The sequence below is a fragment of the Rhizobium ruizarguesonis genome, assembly GCF_012349115.1.
GTDB classification, from domain to species: Bacteria; Pseudomonadota; Alphaproteobacteria; order Rhizobiales; family Rhizobiaceae; genus Rhizobium; species Rhizobium ruizarguesonis.
The window spans coordinates 82,052-98,806 of sequence record NZ_PQIG01000024.1 but is presented as its reverse complement, the minus strand read 5'-3'; the positions used below and the strand labels follow the sequence as shown (position 1 = coordinate 98,806).

The following is a 16,755-nucleotide window of genomic DNA, read 5'->3' as shown; positions in this document are numbered from 1 at the left end:
AAAGCGCTGGTGACTCCGAGGGGCCGATGGAAGTATTGAATCGACATGACACGTCTCTTGACGAAGAGGGACGCTTTCGCCTTCTGGTCGATGCCATCACCGACTACGCCATCTATATGCTGAGCCCGGAAGGCATCATCACCAGCTGGAATACCGGCGCGCAGCGCTTCAAAGGTTACAGGCCTTCCGAAATTCTCGGCCAGCATTTTTCCCGTTTCTATTTGGAAGAGGACCGCGCCGCAGGAGTTCCGGCGCGTGCGCTCGCCACGGCTGAGAAGCACGGCCGGTTCGAGGGGGAAGGCTGGCGCCAGCGCAAGGATGGAACCTGCTTCTGGGCGCATGTGATCATCGATCCGATCCGTCGTCCCTCCGGCGAACTCATCGGCTATGCCAAGATCACCCGCGACCTGACCGAACGCAGGGCGGCCGAACAGGCGATCCGCCAGAGCGAGGAGCAGTTTCGCAGGCTGGTCCAGGGCGTCTCGGACTATGCGATCTACATGCTCGATCCCGACGGCAATGTCAGCAGTTGGAATTTCGGCGCCGAGCGGATCAAGGGCTATCGACCGCAAGAAATCATTGGTCGGCATTTCTCGACTTTCTATACGCCCGAGGACCGCGAAGCCGGCGTGCCGCAGACCGCGCTCCGGCTTGCCCGCGCCGAGGGTCGGTTCGAGCGGGAAGGCTGGCGCGTCCGCAAGGACGGCAGCCGTTTTTGGGCCAGCGTCGTCATCGACGTCATCCGCGACGACGAAGGCGATGTGCTCGGTTTTGCGAAGATCACCCGCGATATCACCGAGAAGATGGAGACCCAGCGGGCACTGGAACAGGCTCGAGAAGAGCTTTTCCAGTCGCAGAAGATGGAGGCAATCGGTCAATTGACCGGCGGTATTGCCCATGATTTCAACAATCTGCTGATGGCTGTCCTCGGCAGTCTCGAAATCCTGAAGAAACGCATGCCGAGAGATCTCTCTCTGACATCGCTGGTCGACAATGCCATGCAGGGCGCTCAGCGTGGTGCTGCGCTGACGCAGCGCATGCTTGCCTTTTCCCGCCGGCAGGAACTGCACATGGAGCCGATCGACGTCTCCGGCCTGGTGCGCGGCATGATGGATATGCTCAGCCGTTCGCTCGGCCCGCTCACCGTGATCGAGACCTCCTTCCCCGTCAGGCTGCCAACGATCCTGACCGATCCGAACCAGCTGGAGATGGCGATCTTGAACCTCGTCGTCAACGCCCGCGATGCCATGCCGTCCGGCGGCCGGATCGTGCTTCGCGCCTCCGAGGAATCGCTGCCGTCAGGCGAGGGTCCGCTGTCGCCCGGCCGCTATGTCCGTATCGCGGTGATCGACCAAGGTGAGGGCATGGATGCAAAGACGCTGGAACAGGCAATCACCCCATTCTTCACCACCAAGGGTGTCGGCAAGGGCACCGGCCTCGGTCTTTCCATGGTGCAGGGCCTTGCGTCCCAGTCCGGCGGCCGGCTCGTGATGAAGAGCAGCCTCGGCGAAGGTACGACGGCCGAATTATGGTTCCCGGTCGCAACGGTCGAACAGGGGACCGAGGCCGCTGCCGACCGTCCGCAACAGGAGGAATATGCGTCGCGCCGGCTGCGCATCGTCGCCGTTGATGACGACGGTCTGGTCCTGATGAATACGACGCTGATGCTCGAAGATCTCGGCCATACCGTATTCGAGGCGATGGGAGGTCCCGAGGCGCTCGACATCCTGCGCAAGCAGCAGGTCGACCTGGTGATTTGCGACCATGCCATGCCGCGCATGACGGGCGCGCAGCTTGCCGAGGCGATCCGCAGCGAATGGCCCGACATGCCGATCATCCTCGCAACCGGCTACGCCGAGATCCCTGAAGGAGCCGGCATCGTCGACCTGCCCCGTCTCGGCAAGCCCTTCTCGCAGGCGCAGCTCGCCGAGGCGATCAGCCGGATTGCTTCATAGGGGCGATCCGCTCCCTCTGTCGCCGCGAAGAATGAACACCAGCAATACAAGCACCATCGCCGCCAGCCCGTACCAGGTGATCGCGTAGACGAGATGGTTGTTGGGGAAATCGATGATCGTGAGGCCGCCGACGGGCAGGCCGCCCGGATTGGCGGTGGCATCGGCGTCGATGAAATAGGGCGCGATCGCAGCGACGCCGCGCTTTTCAGCGATCGCTGCGACATCGCGCGAATACCAGCGGTCGGCCGCGACGTCATTGGATTGCAGCAGCGATCCCTTCGGCTCCGTCATCCGCATCAGCCCGGTGATCTCGACCGGGCCAGACAGTTCGCCTTCGCGGCGCGAGGCCGGGTCGCGCCTCTCGGTCGGCACGAAGCCGCGATTGATGAGGATTGATGTACCGTCGGCAAGCGTCAGCGGCGCCATCACCCAGTAACCCGGACCGAGCGCGGTTGCGGCATAGACCAGCGTTTCCTTGTCGTTCGCCAGCGTCCCCACTGCGCTCACCCGCCGATATTCGTCATCGGTGGCGTTGACCTTGCTCCAGTCGGCGCGTGCCGGAGCCGGCACGGGTGGCGCATGCACACGCTGGTTGACGCGGGCGATGAGATCGCGTTTCCAGGCCAGGCGCTCAACCTGCCAGGTGCCGAGGGCTGCGAGTGCTGCGGCAAGCAGTATCAGGCAGGCGGCGAAGATCGCGCGTTTGACCTGATAGTGCCGCCTTTGCGATTGTTCCGAGTAAGCCTCGCTCATGCCTGATTCGCTGTTGGGCTGACCCGCTGTTGGGCTGAACCGCTGCGGGCGGCGCTGCCGCCGCCCCTTCGTTCCAATCACGGCATGTTCTTCATCATCTCGGGGCTCATTGGCATCATGTTGGTGTTGAGATGATGCATGACCCAGAGCGACCCGGAGAGCGCGATGGCGACGATGATGAGGGTGAAGATCAGTGCCATGATCGTCCAGCCGCCCTCGCTCCTGGTGTTCATATGCAGGAAGAAGACCATGTGGACGACGATCTGGATCGCGCCAAGGCCCATCACCAGCACCGCCGTCACCGCCGGGCTTTCGAAGACGCCTGACATGACCAGCCAGAAGGGAATGGCGGTGAGGATGACGGAGAGCGCAAAGCCCGTCATGTAGCTGCGGAACGTACCATGGCCGGCCTGATGGCCGTGGCTGTGGCCGTGATGAGCCTCGTGGGCGTCCTCATGTGCAGGTGCTTGCGAACTCATCCGAGAACTCCCAACAGGTAGACGAAGGAAAAGACGCCGATCCAGACGACGTCGAGGAAGTGCCAGAACATCGATAGGCACATCAGGCGGCGGCGGTTGGCCTCGATCAGCCCGTGCATCGACACCTGTACCATCAGCGTGATCAGCCAGATGATGCCGAAGGTGACGTGCAGCCCGTGGGTGCCGACCAGGGTGAAGAAGGAGGAGAGGAAGGCGCTGCGCGTCGGCCCGGCTCCCTCATGGATCAGGTGGATGAACTCGTAGAGTTCCAGCCCGATGAAAGCCGCGCCGAACAGGCCGGTCACAGCAAGCCAGAACAGCGTTTCCGCCTTTGCGTTCCGCTCCATCTGCAGCATGGCGAAGCCGTAGGTGATCGAGGAGAACAGCAGCATCGAGGTGTTGAGGGCAACGATCGGCAGATCGAAGAGATCGGCCGGCGACGGACCGGCGGCATAGTTGCGGCCGAGCACCCCGTGTGTTGCAAACAGCACCGCAAAGATCAGGCAGTCGCTCATCAGGTAGAGCCAGAAGCCGAGATTGGTGCTGTTTTCCGGATGATGGTCTTCCGTCAGGTAGAATTCAGGCTTTTCGGCCGTGTCGATAATCTGATCGCTCATGGTCATCACACCTGCTCGGCAAGCAGCGCAGTTCGCTTGCCTTCCGTTTCGGTCACCTCTTCGGCGGGGATGTAGAAGTCGCGTCTGTAGTTGAAGGTATGGCCGATCGCCACAGCGAGCATGGCGACGAAGGAGACGACCACCAGCCACCACATATACCAGATCAGGCCGAAGGCGAGTGCAACGCTGATAGCAGACAGGATCGCGCCGGTGCCGGTGTTCTTCGGCATGTGGATCGGCCGGAAGCCTTCCAGCGGACGCGCATAACCGCGGTTCTTCATGTCGTACCAGCCGTCATGATCGTGCACGACAGGCGTCAGGGCGAAGTTGTATTCCGGCGGTGGCGAAGAGGTCGACCATTCCAGCGTGCGGCCGTCCCAGGGATCGCCGCTGTCGTCGCGCAATTCCTCGCGCTTCATGAAGCTGACGACGATCTGGATCAGGAAGGCGGCAATGCCAAGCGCGATCAGGCCGACGCCGAAGGCGGCGATGATGAACCAGATCTGTATCGACGGGTCCTCGAACTGGCTCATGCGGCGGGTGACGCCCATCAGGCCAAGGACATAGAGTGGCATGAAGGCGAACCAGAAGCCGATCTGCCAGAACCAGAAGCTCATCTTGCCCCAGAAGGGATCGAGCTTGAAGCCGAAGGCCTTCGGGAACCAGTAGTTCACGCCGGCGAACATGCCGAAGAGAACGCCGCCGATGATGACGTTGTGGAAGTGTGCGATCAGGAACAGCGAATTGTGCAGTACGAAGTCGGCCGGCGGCACGGCCAGCATGACACCCGTCATGCCGCCGATGACGAAGGTCACCATGAATCCGACCGTCCACAGCATCGGCACCTCGTAGCGGATGCGGCCGCGATACATGGTGAAGAGCCAGTTGAACATCTTCGCCCCCGTCGGGATCGAAATGATCATCGTGGTGATGCCGAAGAAGGAATTGACGCTGGCGCCCGAGCCCATCGTGAAGAAGTGGTGCAGCCAGACGATGTAGGACAGGATCATGATCACGCAGGTCGCGTAGACCATCGAGGCGTAGCCGAAGAGGCGCTTGCCGGAGAAGGTGGCGACGACTTCCGAGAAGATGCCGAAGGCCGGCAGCACGAGGATGTAGACCTCCGGATGACCCCAGATCCAGATGAGGTTGATGTACATCATCGGATTGCCGCCGAGGTCGTTGGTGAAGAAGTTCGTGCCGGCGTAGCGGTCGAGCGACAGCAGCGCGAGCGTTGCCGTCAGGATCGGGAAGGAGGCAACGATCAGCACGTTGGTGCAGAGTGCCGTCCAGGTGAAGACCGGCATCTTCATGAAGGTCATGCCCGGAGCACGCATCTTGACGATGGTGGCGATCAGGTTGATGCCCGAAAGCGTCGTTCCCACACCGGCTACCTGCAGGCCCCAGATATAATAATCGACGCCGACGCCCGGACTGTAGGCTGCGCCCGACAGCGGCGGGTAGGCGAGCCAGCCGGTCTGGGCGAATTCGCCGATGAACAGCGACAGCATGATGATGATCGCGCCGGCGGTGGTCATCCAGAACGAGAAGTTGTTGAGGAAGGGGAAGGAAACGTCGCGGGCGCCGATCTGCAGCGGCACCACGAAGTTCATCAGCCCGGTAACGAAGGGCATCGCCACGAAGAAGATCATGATGACGCCGTGGGCGGTGAAGACCTGGTCGTAATGGTGCGGCGGCAGATAGCCCTCTGAGCCGTTGAAGGCGATCGCCTGCTGGACGCGCATCAGGATCGCGTCGGAGAAGCCGCGCAACAGCATAATGACGGCGAGGATCACATACATGATGCCGATCTTCTTGTGATCGACGCTGCAGATCCAGTCCCGCCAGAGCGGACCCCAGAACTTGAAATAGGTGATGATGCCGAGCACCGCGATGGCGCCGATGACGACGCCGATGAAGGTCACGACCAGGATCGGCTCGTGATAGGGGATGGCATCGAGGGTCAACCGGCCGAAGACGAACTTCAGGAGGTCAGGATTGGAAAACATGGAACAACCCGTTCATTATGTCTTGCGACGCAAAGCGCCAGGTTAATTGTTGTTGTTGAGCTGCGCCGGCGCCGGATCGGCGCCATTGCTCATGCCGGGCATGGAATGACCCTCATGCTGCATGTCCATTCCGGGCATGCCGGGCATGCCGGGCATGTCGTGCTGCATGCTGTTGCCGTCGGTCCGCTCGGCGGGCTCGCTTCGCGCCGGTGCCCCCGTCGCCGGCACGGTGGCGGCGGGCGCCACGATGCCTTCGTCGGCATGACGGTCGTCATATTGCAGCTTCTCGCGGTTCTCCGCACTTTCCTTGCCGCCGCCGCCCATCATGTCGATGTGCATCATCTCGTTCATGCACATCTTGCCTGGCGTGGCGCACATGTTGAGGATGGCGTTGTAAAGGTCGGCATCGGCGCCGGCATAATAACGCACCGGTTCCTTCTCGCTCGGCTTCTCGAGCTTCAGATAGGCGTCGCGGTTGAGCATCGTGCCCTGCTGCTTGACCTGCGCCACCCAGGCGTCAAACCCGTCTTGAGTAAGGCCGTGGAACTTGAAGCGCATGTGCGAGAAGCCTGCGCCGCTGTAATTGGCGGAGAAGCCCTCATATTCGCCTTCCCGGTTGATGACGGCGTGCAGCTTCGTCTCCATGCCCGGCATGGCGTAGATCTGGCCGGCAAGGGCAGGGATGTAGAAGGAGTTCATCACCGAGGAGGCGGTGATCTTGAAATTGATCGGCCTGTCCACAGGGGCAGCGAGTTCGTTGACGGTGGCAATGCCGAGCTCGGGATAGAAGAACAACCATTTCCAGTCGAGCGCCACGACCTCGACGTTCAACGGCTTGGTATCGGCCGGGATGGCGCGCTGCGCATCGAGGCGGTCGAGCGGGCGGTAGGGATCGAGCTTATGGGTGGAAATCCAGGTCACGGCGCCAAGCGCGATGATGATTGCCAGTGGTGCTGCCCAGATCACGATTTCGAGACGGGTCGAATGGTGCCATTCCGGCGCGTAGGTTGCCGCCGTATTGGAGCGGCGATAGCGCCAGGCGAAGAACAGCGTCAGGAAGATCACCGGTATGATGATCAACAGCATCAGCACCGTCGAGATGACGATGAGATCGCGCTGTTGCATGGCGATGTCGCCGGAGGGCGCCATGACCACCATGTTGCATCCTGCCAGGAAAAGCAGCGGCAAGACGGATAGAAGGCGGGAAAACTTCGCGAGTTTTGGCACGTCTCTAAGCTCTTGTTGTTTCGTTTGTTCGCGACTAACGCACTGGACCCGATAGCGACATGAGGTGTTTGGTCGCAGTGCAGCAATCATGCCGCACTGCGGCAAGAATCATGTTGCACTACAGCTTTGAAATCCTGATGAAATCAAGAAGGATTCTTCCGCCAGCGCATGTTTCCAATCAATATATCCGCCAGAACCGAGCAGGCCAGCATCCCATCGGAAAATCGCGCTCCGGATCACGCTGTTTTTTCCGCCCACGCCTCATTTTGAGCCGCCATGATGAACTATTTACGTCTTACGGACTTGATAAGCCTGCAGGTTTGATCAAGATCAGGCTGAGGCGCCTTGCCGAAAGCGCTTCAACGAGGGAGGCGTTTATGGCTACAACATCGCATTACGGACCGTCATCGTCGTCGCTGGAACGCGACGCGCGGCGCATTCACGACGACAAGCCGGTTTCGCCGGGCAGCATCGCCATCGGCGTGGTGATCGGCCGCATGTCGGAATTCTTCGATTTCTTCGTCTACGGCCTCGCCTCGGTCCTGGTCTTTCCACAGCTGATCTTCCCCTTCGCGCCGGACAGGCTGACGGGAACGCTCTATTCCTTCGCGATCTTCTCGCTGGCCTTCCTGGCCCGCCCGGTCGGCTCCGTCGTCTTCATGACGATCGACCGGCTGTATGGCCGCGGCACCAAGCTGACGATTGCGCTCTTCCTGCTCGGTGGCTCCACGGCCTCGATCGCCTTCCTTCCGGGTTTCGACGAGATCGGCGTCTGGTCGATCGCGTTGCTGGCGCTCTTCCGTCTCGGCCAGGGCTTTGCGCTCGGCGGCGCCTGGGACGGCCTTGCCTCGCTGCTTGCGCTCAATGCGCCGGCCAAGCACCGCGGCTGGTATGCGATGATCCCGCAGCTCGGCGCGCCGATCGGCTTTGCGCTGGCGAGTACCCTGTTCGGCTATTTCGTCGCCAATCTTTCCAGTGAGGATTTCCTCTCCTGGGGCTGGCGTTATCCCTTCTTCGTCGCCTTCGCGATCAATGTCGTGGCGCTGTTTGCGCGTTTGCGCCTGGTCATGACCAAGGAATTCGGCACGCTGCTGGAACAGCACGAGCTGGAAGCCGCCCCCATCCTAGACGTGCTGCGCGTTCATGGCCGTGACATCCTGATCGGCGCCTTCGTGCCGCTGGCAAGTTTTGCCATGTTCCACCTCGTCACCATTTTCCCGCTCGGCTGGATGAGCCTTTACGGCAACCAGCCGATCGGCGCCTTCATGGTGGTGCAGGTGATCGGCGCCGCGGTCGGCATCCTCACCATCATCGCGTCGGGCTTGATTGCCGACCGTATCGGCCGGCGCGCCCAGCTTGCCATCTGCGCCGTCATCATCGCTGTCTTCAGCTTTATCGGGCCGAGCCTGATCGCATCCGGCAACAGCGGCCATGACGCTTTCGTCATCATCGGCTTCGGCGTGCTCGGCCTTTCCTTCGGCCAGGCGACGGGCTCGATCTCGTCGCGCTTCGGTCGCGGTTACCGCTATACGGGTGCCGCCTTCACTTCGGACCTCGCCTGGCTGATCGGCGCGGGTTTTGCGCCGCTGGTGGCGCTCAGCCTTTCCAGCCGCTTCGGCCTGACCTTCGTCGGCTACTACCTGCTGTCCGGCGCAGTCTGCACGCTTGCGGCCCTCGCCTTCAGCAGGGCGCTGGAACAGCGCGAATAGGCGGGCTTGAACGCACCGGCCTGCATGGGAAACCATGCAGGCTGTCGTTTTCGGGCAGCGCAATTCCAATGAGAATGCATGGCAATCTATAATTAAATCCTTGTCGGCCTGAACGAGGATATGCCATGACCGCGGAAACCATCGATCATTCGACCCTTTCCCGCCTTGTCGAAGCAGGAGCGGTCGAGGCGGCTCATGTCGTCGGCAAGACCGGTGGCTGGTCCGTCGTCATCCGCTACGGCAAGGCCGAGCGCCCGCTCGCCGCCCAACGCAGCCGGCAGGTGCGCGTGTTCAAGCGCATCGATACCTTGGTGTCTTATCTCAGGGATGTCGGCATCTCTAAGTTCGATGTCGATGCAGTCGATTATGCTCCGGGGACGGCATCGCGGCCGGATCGGGCCGCAGCTCTGCGTCGTACCCATGAGGCGGCGGAATACGACACGTGGTTCCGCGAACAGGTCGAGGAAGCGATCCGGGATGCCGATGATCCCAATACCGTCTGGATTCCTCACGAGGTCGTTGAGGAGGAGATGGCGCGTCAACGGGCAGAGCTCCTGGCGCGGCTTAAGGGCGAGGCCAAATAAAGCTCGTCTGGCGTGCGAAAGCTGAATCAGATCGCAAGAAAGCAATTCAGTTTATCACCGACCAGAACGTCGGCGCCGCAATAAGCCAGCTTGATGAGATCGAGCGTCAGACCGATTTGCTCATCGATCAGCCGGAGATCGACCGGCCCGGACGAATTGATGGAACGCGCGAACTGATCATTTCACGCACATCCTTTATCGTGATCTATCGGGTTCGCCAAAAAATCAAACAGGTGGAAATTTTGCGTCTCGTCCGCGGCGCACAGAAATGGCCGCCGAAATCCTGAAGCGAAATCCTACTGCGCCATCTGCGGCTGCTTGGCCGCCCGCGCAGCGGTCAGCTCCGCGGTGGTGTGGTTGAGGCGGTCGGCCAGCACCCGCATGATTTCCACGGCCATTTCAGGGAAATCGCTGAGCAGCTTCAGGAAGTGCTCCTTGCTGATGCGCAGCACCTCAAGCGGCGAGGTGGCGCGTACCGTTGCCGTGCGCGAGACATCGCAGAGGATGGCGATTTCGCCGACGATGGAATTGGGTTCGACGTCGGCGACCTTGATCTCGCCAGCCGGCGAGGAGACGACGATATCGGCGGTACCTGAGAGGATGACGTAGGCGGCATCACCGACATCGCCCTGAAGGAAGAGATTTTGCCCGGCTTTGTAGGTCATGCGATCTGAGGTAAAGGCCAAAAGCTTGAGCTTTGCTGGCGCGATTCTTGAAAAGATCGGCACCCTTCGCAGCATTTCGACTTCGTCTCTCAACAGCATGAGCGTTTCAATCCCCTGACGCAGGGTCCGCAGGACCAGGCATCTTCAAACTCCGAGGTGTTCCCCATCGGGAACACCCACCATCGCCGCCCCTATAGAATATTACGATAACAGTTCCTTGAACATCCCGTTTTTCTCGGAAAGTTCCGGATAGTTTCCGGCTTCCGCCAATCCGCCGCGGTCAAAGAGCAGGATCCGGTCGAACATTTCGGCCAGCCGGGCATTGGAGAGCACCCAGATGATCGCCGGCCGATGGCCTTCTTCATGCAGGCCTTCGATGATGTTGCGGGTGATCTGATCCTGAACGCGCTGGTCGAGCGCCGACAGCGGCCGGTTGAAGATGAAATAGTCCGAGCGCTTCAAAAGCGCGCGGGCCAGGTTCAGCTTCTGCCGCTGCACCATGGTCAGCCGCTTGCCGCCGGAGCCGACGTCGAATTCGAGGCCGATCGACAGCACGTCGTCATAAAGGTCGAGCGCATCGAAGAGTTCGCCCATGATGCCGCGGATGCGGTCGGAGGCGTCGGCCTGCTGATAGGCGATACGGCCGAAGAGCACATTGTCCATCAGGCTTGCCGACGGGGTGAAACGCTCGGCGTCGTAACGCTCGATCAGCTCGGCGAGATCGGCCGGAATATGTTCGTGGAACTGCTTGCGGGCGTTGACGATCTTCTCCATGAGTTCGTTTGTCAGCAAGCCGAAGCGATGGCGCGGCTCGATATAGGCAAAGCTCAGTCGGATGATGGCCGAACGTTCCTCTGGCGTGGCGTCCTCGAAGCGGCGGCTTTGCAGCTTCTGCAGCAGCGCCTGGTAGGTCGGGATGTCGTCGGCCGTCATGAAGGTCAGCTGCTGGAAGAAAGGATGGTCCGGCGGCAGGTCGTGGAAGAGTTCCACGGCGTTCTCGGCGATCTCGAGGCCCATGTCGTAGAGATCGGTGCTGAGGCCGGTCTCACGGAAGAGCTGCTGGAAATAGGGATGCGCGGCAAGCCTGCGATTGGTCATCAAAGGCCGCTTCATCGTGCCGAAGAGCAGGTTCTCGCCGACCGTCGCCTGGGCATTGTAGGCGTCGAAATCGAAAGGCACGACGATCGTGTCGAGCCCCTCGTCGCGCAGCCGGTCCCTGAGCGAGGCGCGTAGCGCGACGACATGGTCGCCGAGCGCCACATGCACGTCGGTGTTGACGGTCGAGCGCAGCGCCAGATCGAGGATGTCCTGCGAGATCAGGACGGCGTCGAGCACCGGGCGGATCGCTTTCAGAATGTCCTCGGGGCCGCTGGCGCCGGCGGCCTTGTAGTCCACCCAGTCGCTGTTCAAGTCGAGCGTCGGATTGCCGGCTTTCTCCGCCTCGGCGGAATGCCATTTATACTCCAGCGCTTCCCGCTCGTCGTAAACCGGATCGGTCATCGGCGCATGTTTCAGGCCGTAGAGCAGATTGCTGGCGAGCGTGCCGTGGAAGAAGAAGGTGTCGGACGAGGCATAGGAGATCCGCCGGCCGGTGATCGATTCCGGCATGTCGAGGAGATCGCGGCCGTCGATGGTGATGCGGCCGGAGTCCGGCCAGACCATGCGGCCGAGCGCTTCGGCGAAGGCTTCCGCGCCGCTGCCGTTCGGCCCGACGATCGCCACCGTCTCGTTCGGCTTGATCTCGACGGAGACGTGGTCGACGAGGCGGGCGCCGCTGTCGTCGGAGAGCGACAGGTTGGTGACGACGAAGGCGCCCGTCAGCGCGCCGACCGGGGCGGTTGCCAGTTCCTGGATGCGGCTGTCGATCAGCGGCTCGACATTGAACTGCTCATAGACCTGCTGGTACTTCACCTGCACGTCCTGGCGCATCTGGTCCCAGTCGATCAGTTCCTTCAGCGGACCCGGCAGATCTTTATAGGCTGATATGACGGCGACGAGCTGGCCGATGTCGAGCCGGCCCTGCAGCGCCAGGTAGCCGCCGATCGCGTAAAACAGGAAAGGCGTGACCTGGGCGAGGAAGTTGTTGATGAACTTCACCAGGAACTTCCACTGGTAAAGGTCGTAGCGGATCGAGAAGATCCGGCCGAGCCGCGAGGCGATGTCGGCGCGTTCGAGGTTCGATGTATCGTTGCCGTGGATCGTGCCGATGCCGTCGACGATTTCGCCGACGCGGCCGGAGAGCTCGCGCGCCGTCAGCTGCCGCTGGCGGCCGAGATCCAGCAGGCGCTTGCGCATGCGGGGAATGACGATTGCCTGCACGCCGACGATGCCGGCGGCGATCATGCCGAGCCAGAAATTCTGCACGATGATGAAGGCGAGCGCCGTGATCGCCTGGCCGCCGAGAAGGGCAGGAGAGACGAAGGCATCACCGGTGAAGCCGCCCATCGGCTCCACCTCGTCCTTGATCATGGTGGCGATTTCGGCCGATTTTACCCGCTTGAAATGGATGGGCGGAAAGCGCAGCACCCGGTCGATGAGCTCGAAGCGGATCCGGCGCAGCATGCGTTCGCCGAGCCGGCCCTTATAGGTGTTGATATAGAACTTGAAGAGGCCGTTCAGCACCACCAGCGCCAGAAACACCAGGCTGAGGGCCATCAACATCTGGAAGCGGTTGAGCTGCAACCCTTGAAAGAATTCGACATGTCCGATCAGCGGAATGTCGTAGGCAATATGCATGAAGGTCTGCCTTGCGCCCGGACCTTCGAAGCCGTCTCCCTGGATCGGTCCGTTGACGATCTGCTTCGGCAGGTCGAAGGACAGGAAATAGGGCACCATAGAGGCGGCGACGACAGCCAGAATCCACAGCTGCTGCAGCCGCGTGTTCTTCCAGATGTAGCGGGCGAGGCTTTTTTCCATGGCTAACCGTCAGCTTGCTGGGACATTCCGGGGGCGCGAGCCGGGCGCCGGGACGGGGAGGAATTCTGAGATTAGGATCATGCAGCTGGACCGCCGATATCGCAATGAAAACAAGGCGAAGCGACCGGCTGCAAAGGTGCCGATTCTCGCCGGAACATTGCTTATACCACAGGAATTTTGGATTAGGCGAGGGATTCGGCAATCATGGAGCGAATGATGAGGGCGGTTTTCTCCGCCCCGTCGAGGTCGAGCAGGACCGATCCCCTTGGCTGTACGGTGAGCGCCTTTTCGACGGCCTCTTTCACATGGCCCGGCGTCAGTCCGTATTCCGGCAGAATATCGGCAAGGCCGAGCGCCTGCAGCCGTTCGGCGCGCACCGTCTGCTCGGTCTCGCCGCCGGCGACGAAGGGGACGAGGATCGCCCGGCACGCGGTGCGCAGGAGATCGCCGACCGTGTTGTAGCCTGCTTGCGAAATCGAGACCTTGGCGCCACGCAGCAGCGAGGGAAAATCCTTGCGGAAACGCACCAGCGTCACATTCGGGGCCGCGTCCTCAGACAGTGCGGCGAAATCTGCCTCCGGCAGGTTCGGGCCGGCGACCAGCAGCCAGCGAAGATCGGCGGGCAACAGCGCTGCCGCCTCTTTGGCCGCGCCGATCAGCGCAGCACCGACCGCACCGCCGCCCGCCGATGCGATGATGTCGAATGTCTCGGTCGGTTCCGGCGCCGGCGGGGCTGCGACGAGGCCGGTATAAAGCAGCCTGTCGGCGATCTCTGATGTCAGCGGGAAGGTGTCCTCAAGCCTGACGAAATCGGGATCGCCGTGGACGAGCACGGCATCGAAATGGTCCTTGACCAGCGTGACCGTCTCCGCGTCGCGGCCGGCCTTGCGGTTTTCCTGCAGGATGTCGCGCACCGAGCTCAAGAGTTTCGGCCGCGGTTCGGCCTTTTCGATCGCCGCGAGCAGGGGCAGGAGTTCGAAGCGCATCTGTCGCCGGCCGAAGGGGAAGGCCTCGATGATGACGACATTAGGCCTTGCGGCATGAAAGGCATCGAGCAGCAGCTGGCGGCGGGCATGGAGGAAATCCTCGCCGGCTGGCCGGCCATCGGCATCGGCGAGGCCGGAGAAACCGGCATTGCTGGCGACGACTGCTGGCAAGGCCACGGTCTTTATGCCTTCGCCCGGAAAGCCCGGCACCGGCAGGCCGCCGGTCACGACAGTCACGTCAAAACCGTCTTTCACCAATGCATTGGCGATGCGGCTGGCGCGGGCTATGTGGCCGATGCCGAGCAGATGCTGGACATAGAAGAAAATACGCGGTGTCGTCATGACGCCTTCTGCCATTCGGCCTCGAACAGGCCGGTGAGCTGTCGGATGCTGGAGTGATAGTCGAAATGTTCGCGCACCTGGCTTTCGGCGGCGTCGCCGAGGCGCTTGCGCAGTGCCGGGTCGCGGATCGCCGCCTCCAGCGCCCTGGCCAGCAGCGCCGGATCCTCCGGCGGCACGACGAGGCCGTTTTCACCGTTCTTCAGGAGCTCCGGCACGCCGGATACTTCCGTCGAGACGCAGACGAGCCGCTGGCTCGAGGCTTCGACCAGCACGTTCGGCAGGCCGTCGCGGTCGCCGTTGGCGGCGATCCGGCAGGCCAGCGCGAAGAGGTCGGCGCGGCGGTAATGATCGAGCACGTCTTCCTGCGCCATCGCACCCTTCCAGACGATGCGGCCGGAGATACCGAGTTCGCTGGCGAGCGCCTTCAGCTTCGCAAGCTCCTCGCCGCCGCCGATATGGTCCATGCGCCAGTGAAGGTTGGCAGGCAGCAGCGCCAGCGCGCGCAGCAGCACGTCGTAACCCTTCTTCTCGACGGCGCGGCCAACGCTGAGGATGAAGGCCGGATCGTCGGGGTCGCTGCCGGTTCGGTTCGAACGCTCGCCGGCAAAATGGCCGAAACGGGCGAGATCGAGACCGTGATAACTCAGATGCACCGCATCCTTTCGGTCGGTCAACGCCCGCATGTGTTCGTAGCCCGTCCTGGTGCAGGTGACCGCCCAGCGGGCGCTGCCGAGTTTTTCCTGCAGCTCCCAGTCGGGCGACGTCCAGATGTCCTTGGCGTGCGCCGAACAGGTCCAGGGCGTGCCGGTCAGGATGCTCGCATATTCCGTCACCGAGGCCGGCGTGTGGATGAAATGGGCATGCAGCCATTCGCCCTCGTCCGGCCATTCGCGCCCAAGCACCAGCGCCTGGCCGAGACGGCGGAAGCGGTTGCGGGAGATGTCGCGCTTGAGGTCGGCGAGGAAGCGTTTCATCAGCGCCTTGAAGCGGGGTCTGGAGAAGCCGGCGATGAGGCCCTTCAGCACGCGAATCGGCTCCTCGTGCAGATATTCCGGCAGATAGACGACCCGCGCCCGGATCTCGTCATGCACGGGATGGCGCTTCTTGTCGGTCGGCCGGCGCATCGAAATCAGCGTCAGGTCGAAGCCGGCCTTTTCGAGGCCGAGCAGCTCCTGGGCGATGAAGGTTTCCGAAAGGCGGGGATAGCCTTTCAGCACGACGAGGATCTTGCGGCGTGGCGGCAACGCTTTGCCCTATTCCGCGCCGACGAGGGAAAGGTGGCTGCCGCGGCCGTCGATCCACCGGCCGACGGTCTGCGAGATATGGTCCAACCCTTCGAGACGCATATTGCCGCCGCTCTTTGACGGTGGCTGGCGGGAAGGCAGACGCTTCAGCGCCTCGGCCATGATTGTCGGGTCGACGGACTGTTCCGGCAGCAGCATGTCGACGAGGCCGAGCTCGCTTGCCCGCTGGGCGCGCAGCAGCTGTTCCTCGCGTGGCTTGACACGCGGCACGATGAGCGCCGGTTTGTCGAAGGAGAGGATCTCGCAATAGGTGTTGTAGCCGCCCATGGCGACAACGCCGGTGGCGCTGTCGATCAGCTCTTCCATGTGATTGTCGAACTCGATCACCTCGATATAGGGAATGGCTTCTCCCTTCTGCACCAGCTTGGCGCGCTCGGCGGCCGGCATATAGGGCCCGAGCACCACGAGCGCCTTCTGCGTCAGCGTCGGGTCGGCCTCGTAGGCGTTCATGACGTCGTGGACGAGATCGGAGCCGTCACCGCCGCCGCCTGTCGTGACGAGGATGTAATTGTCCTTGCGGGCGTTGATCGAGGTCTTGCCCCTGGAGACGCTGCGCTGCAGGAAGCCGACGAAATCCATCTTCCGGCGCAGGCTGGCCGGCACGTCGAGGCCGATCAGCGGATCGTAGAAATCCGGCGGACCATAGACCCAGACGCTATCGTAATATTGGTCGATCTTCTGCATGATGCTGTTCTTCTTCCACTCGGCCTCGAGCAGATGCGGCGCATCCATGATCTCGCGAAGCCCCAGCACCAGAACGGTGCCGCGGGCCTTGAGATAGGCGAGCGTATCCTCGACTTCGCCCTTCAGGCCCATCGGTTCCTTGTCGACGATGAAGATATCGGGCTGGAAGGTCTCGGCCGTGTGGCGAATGCTCGATTCGCGCATCTTCAGCGTCTCGTGCAGGTCGATATGGCTGGCAAGCGACGTATATTCGCCGTTGCGCAGCTTGATGACGCTCGGGATCTTCACGAAGTCGACGCGGGCGCGGTAGTCGAAGGCGCCGGCGATCGTGGCACCCGAAATGATCAGAATGTTGAGGCCGCGATAATCCTCGACCAGCGCATGGGCGATGGCGCGACAGCGGCGCAGATGGCCGAGACCGAAAGTGTCGTGGCTGTACATGAGGATGCGCGCATCTTCGAGACGTCTGGACATGGGCATCCCTTCTGGGGTGAGCAACATACTTAGTACCCCCACCGTCCGGAG

At 62.0% G+C, this 16,755-nt stretch carries 14 protein-coding genes; 4 read left to right on the top strand and 10 right to left on the bottom strand.

What is annotated here, in order from left to right:
• Positions 1–26: 26 nt before the first annotated feature.
• Complete coding sequence (locus C3Y91_RS03940; protein ID WP_168575034.1) at positions 27–1,955, top strand: hybrid sensor histidine kinase/response regulator; 1,929 nt, start codon at positions 27–29, stop codon at positions 1,953–1,955.
• Here C3Y91_RS03940 and C3Y91_RS03935 read toward each other — a convergent pair.
• Genes C3Y91_RS03935 through cyoA form a run of 5 tightly spaced genes read right to left on the bottom strand, consistent with a single transcriptional unit; the run spans position 1,950 to position 7,040 of the window.
• On the bottom strand, positions 1,950–2,789 hold the full coding sequence (locus tag C3Y91_RS03935; protein ID WP_425523603.1) for an SURF1 family protein: 840 nt from the start codon (positions 2,787–2,789) through the stop codon (positions 1,950–1,952). The genes C3Y91_RS03940 and C3Y91_RS03935 overlap by 6 nt on opposite strands.
• On the bottom strand, positions 2,786–3,187 hold the full coding sequence (gene cyoD, locus C3Y91_RS03930) for a cytochrome o ubiquinol oxidase subunit IV (protein WP_018482589.1): 402 nt from the start codon (positions 3,185–3,187) through the stop codon (positions 2,786–2,788). Before cyoD ends, C3Y91_RS03935 begins: the two co-directional genes overlap by 4 nt.
• Positions 3,184–3,804: a cytochrome o ubiquinol oxidase subunit III gene (gene cyoC / locus C3Y91_RS03925; RefSeq protein WP_168575032.1), complete on the bottom strand. Its 621-nt coding sequence runs from the start codon at positions 3,802–3,804 to the stop codon at positions 3,184–3,186. Before cyoC ends, cyoD begins: the two co-directional genes overlap by 4 nt.
• Before the next feature lie 5 nt (positions 3,805–3,809).
• Positions 3,810–5,813, bottom strand: a complete 2,004-nt coding sequence (cyoB, locus tag C3Y91_RS03920) for a cytochrome o ubiquinol oxidase subunit I (RefSeq protein WP_075224635.1) — start codon at positions 5,811–5,813, stop codon at positions 3,810–3,812.
• A 42-nt stretch (positions 5,814–5,855) separates the two neighbouring features.
• Entirely contained in the window at positions 5,856–7,040 is a 1,185-nt protein-coding gene (gene cyoA, locus C3Y91_RS03915) for a ubiquinol oxidase subunit II (RefSeq protein WP_018071544.1), read from the bottom strand.
• Positions 7,041–7,417: 377 nt separating this feature from the next.
• On the opposite strand from cyoA, the gene C3Y91_RS03910 reads away from it, so the two are divergent.
• From C3Y91_RS03910 to C3Y91_RS03900, 3 genes are all read left to right on the top strand, one after another.
• Complete coding sequence (locus C3Y91_RS03910; RefSeq protein ID WP_168575031.1) at positions 7,418–8,749, top strand: MFS transporter; 1,332 nt, start codon at positions 7,418–7,420, stop codon at positions 8,747–8,749.
• Between the two features lie 125 nt (positions 8,750–8,874).
• Complete coding sequence (locus C3Y91_RS03905) at positions 8,875–9,333, top strand: ParC-related protein (RefSeq protein ID WP_168575030.1); 459 nt, start codon at positions 8,875–8,877, stop codon at positions 9,331–9,333.
• Positions 9,330–9,620: a type II toxin-antitoxin system RelE/ParE family toxin gene (locus tag C3Y91_RS03900; RefSeq protein ID WP_024321681.1), complete on the top strand. Its 291-nt coding sequence runs from the start codon at positions 9,330–9,332 to the stop codon at positions 9,618–9,620. The genes C3Y91_RS03905 and C3Y91_RS03900 overlap by 4 nt, the downstream gene beginning before the upstream one ends.
• 9 nt (positions 9,621–9,629) lie before the next feature.
• Here C3Y91_RS03900 and C3Y91_RS03895 read toward each other — a convergent pair whose 3' ends face one another.
• From C3Y91_RS03895 to C3Y91_RS03875, 5 genes are all read right to left on the bottom strand, one after another.
• Positions 9,630–10,097, bottom strand: a complete 468-nt coding sequence (locus C3Y91_RS03895) for a cyclic nucleotide-binding domain-containing protein (protein ID WP_018071540.1) — start codon at positions 10,095–10,097, stop codon at positions 9,630–9,632.
• Positions 10,098–10,199: 102 nt separating this feature from the next.
• On the bottom strand, positions 10,200–12,914 hold the full coding sequence (locus tag C3Y91_RS03890; RefSeq protein WP_024321679.1) for an ABC transporter transmembrane domain-containing protein: 2,715 nt from the start codon (positions 12,912–12,914) through the stop codon (positions 10,200–10,202).
• 182 nt (positions 12,915–13,096) lie between these two features.
• Positions 13,097–14,242 (bottom strand): glycosyltransferase family protein, encoded by a 1,146-nt coding sequence (locus C3Y91_RS03885; protein ID WP_168575029.1) that lies wholly within the window; start codon positions 14,240–14,242, stop codon positions 13,097–13,099.
• Complete coding sequence (locus C3Y91_RS03880; RefSeq protein WP_168575028.1) at positions 14,239–15,486, bottom strand: glycosyltransferase; 1,248 nt, start codon at positions 15,484–15,486, stop codon at positions 14,239–14,241. The genes C3Y91_RS03885 and C3Y91_RS03880 overlap by 4 nt, the downstream gene beginning before the upstream one ends.
• Positions 15,487–15,495: 9 nt before the next feature.
• Entirely contained in the window at positions 15,496–16,704 is a 1,209-nt protein-coding gene (locus tag C3Y91_RS03875; protein ID WP_018071536.1) for a glycosyltransferase family protein, read from the bottom strand.
• Between the last annotated feature and the right edge of the window lie 51 nt (positions 16,705–16,755).

Excerpts from the sequence above, each read along its gene's own strand:
- C3Y91_RS03940 (WP_168575034.1), top strand. The coding sequence starts at position 27 with ATGGAAGTATTGAATCGACATGACACGTCTCTTGACGAAGAGGGACGC.
- cyoD (WP_018482589.1), bottom strand. The coding sequence starts at position 3,187 with ATGAGTTCGCAAGCACCTGCACATGAGGACGCCCACGAGGCTCATCAC.
- cyoC (WP_168575032.1), bottom strand. The coding sequence starts at position 3,804 with ATGAGCGATCAGATTATCGACACGGCCGAAAAGCCTGAATTCTACCTG.
- cyoB (WP_075224635.1), bottom strand. The coding sequence starts at position 5,813 with ATGTTTTCCAATCCTGACCTCCTGAAGTTCGTCTTCGGCCGGTTGACC.
- C3Y91_RS03910 (WP_168575031.1), top strand. The coding sequence starts at position 7,418 with ATGGCTACAACATCGCATTACGGACCGTCATCGTCGTCGCTGGAACGC.
- C3Y91_RS03905 (WP_168575030.1), top strand. The coding sequence starts at position 8,875 with ATGACCGCGGAAACCATCGATCATTCGACCCTTTCCCGCCTTGTCGAA.
- C3Y91_RS03895 (WP_018071540.1), bottom strand. The coding sequence starts at position 10,097 with ATGCTGTTGAGAGACGAAGTCGAAATGCTGCGAAGGGTGCCGATCTTT.
- C3Y91_RS03890 (WP_024321679.1), bottom strand. The coding sequence starts at position 12,914 with ATGGAAAAAAGCCTCGCCCGCTACATCTGGAAGAACACGCGGCTGCAG.
- C3Y91_RS03885 (WP_168575029.1), bottom strand. The coding sequence starts at position 14,242 with ATGACGACACCGCGTATTTTCTTCTATGTCCAGCATCTGCTCGGCATC.
- C3Y91_RS03875 (WP_018071536.1), bottom strand. The coding sequence starts at position 16,704 with ATGTCCAGACGTCTCGAAGATGCGCGCATCCTCATGTACAGCCACGAC.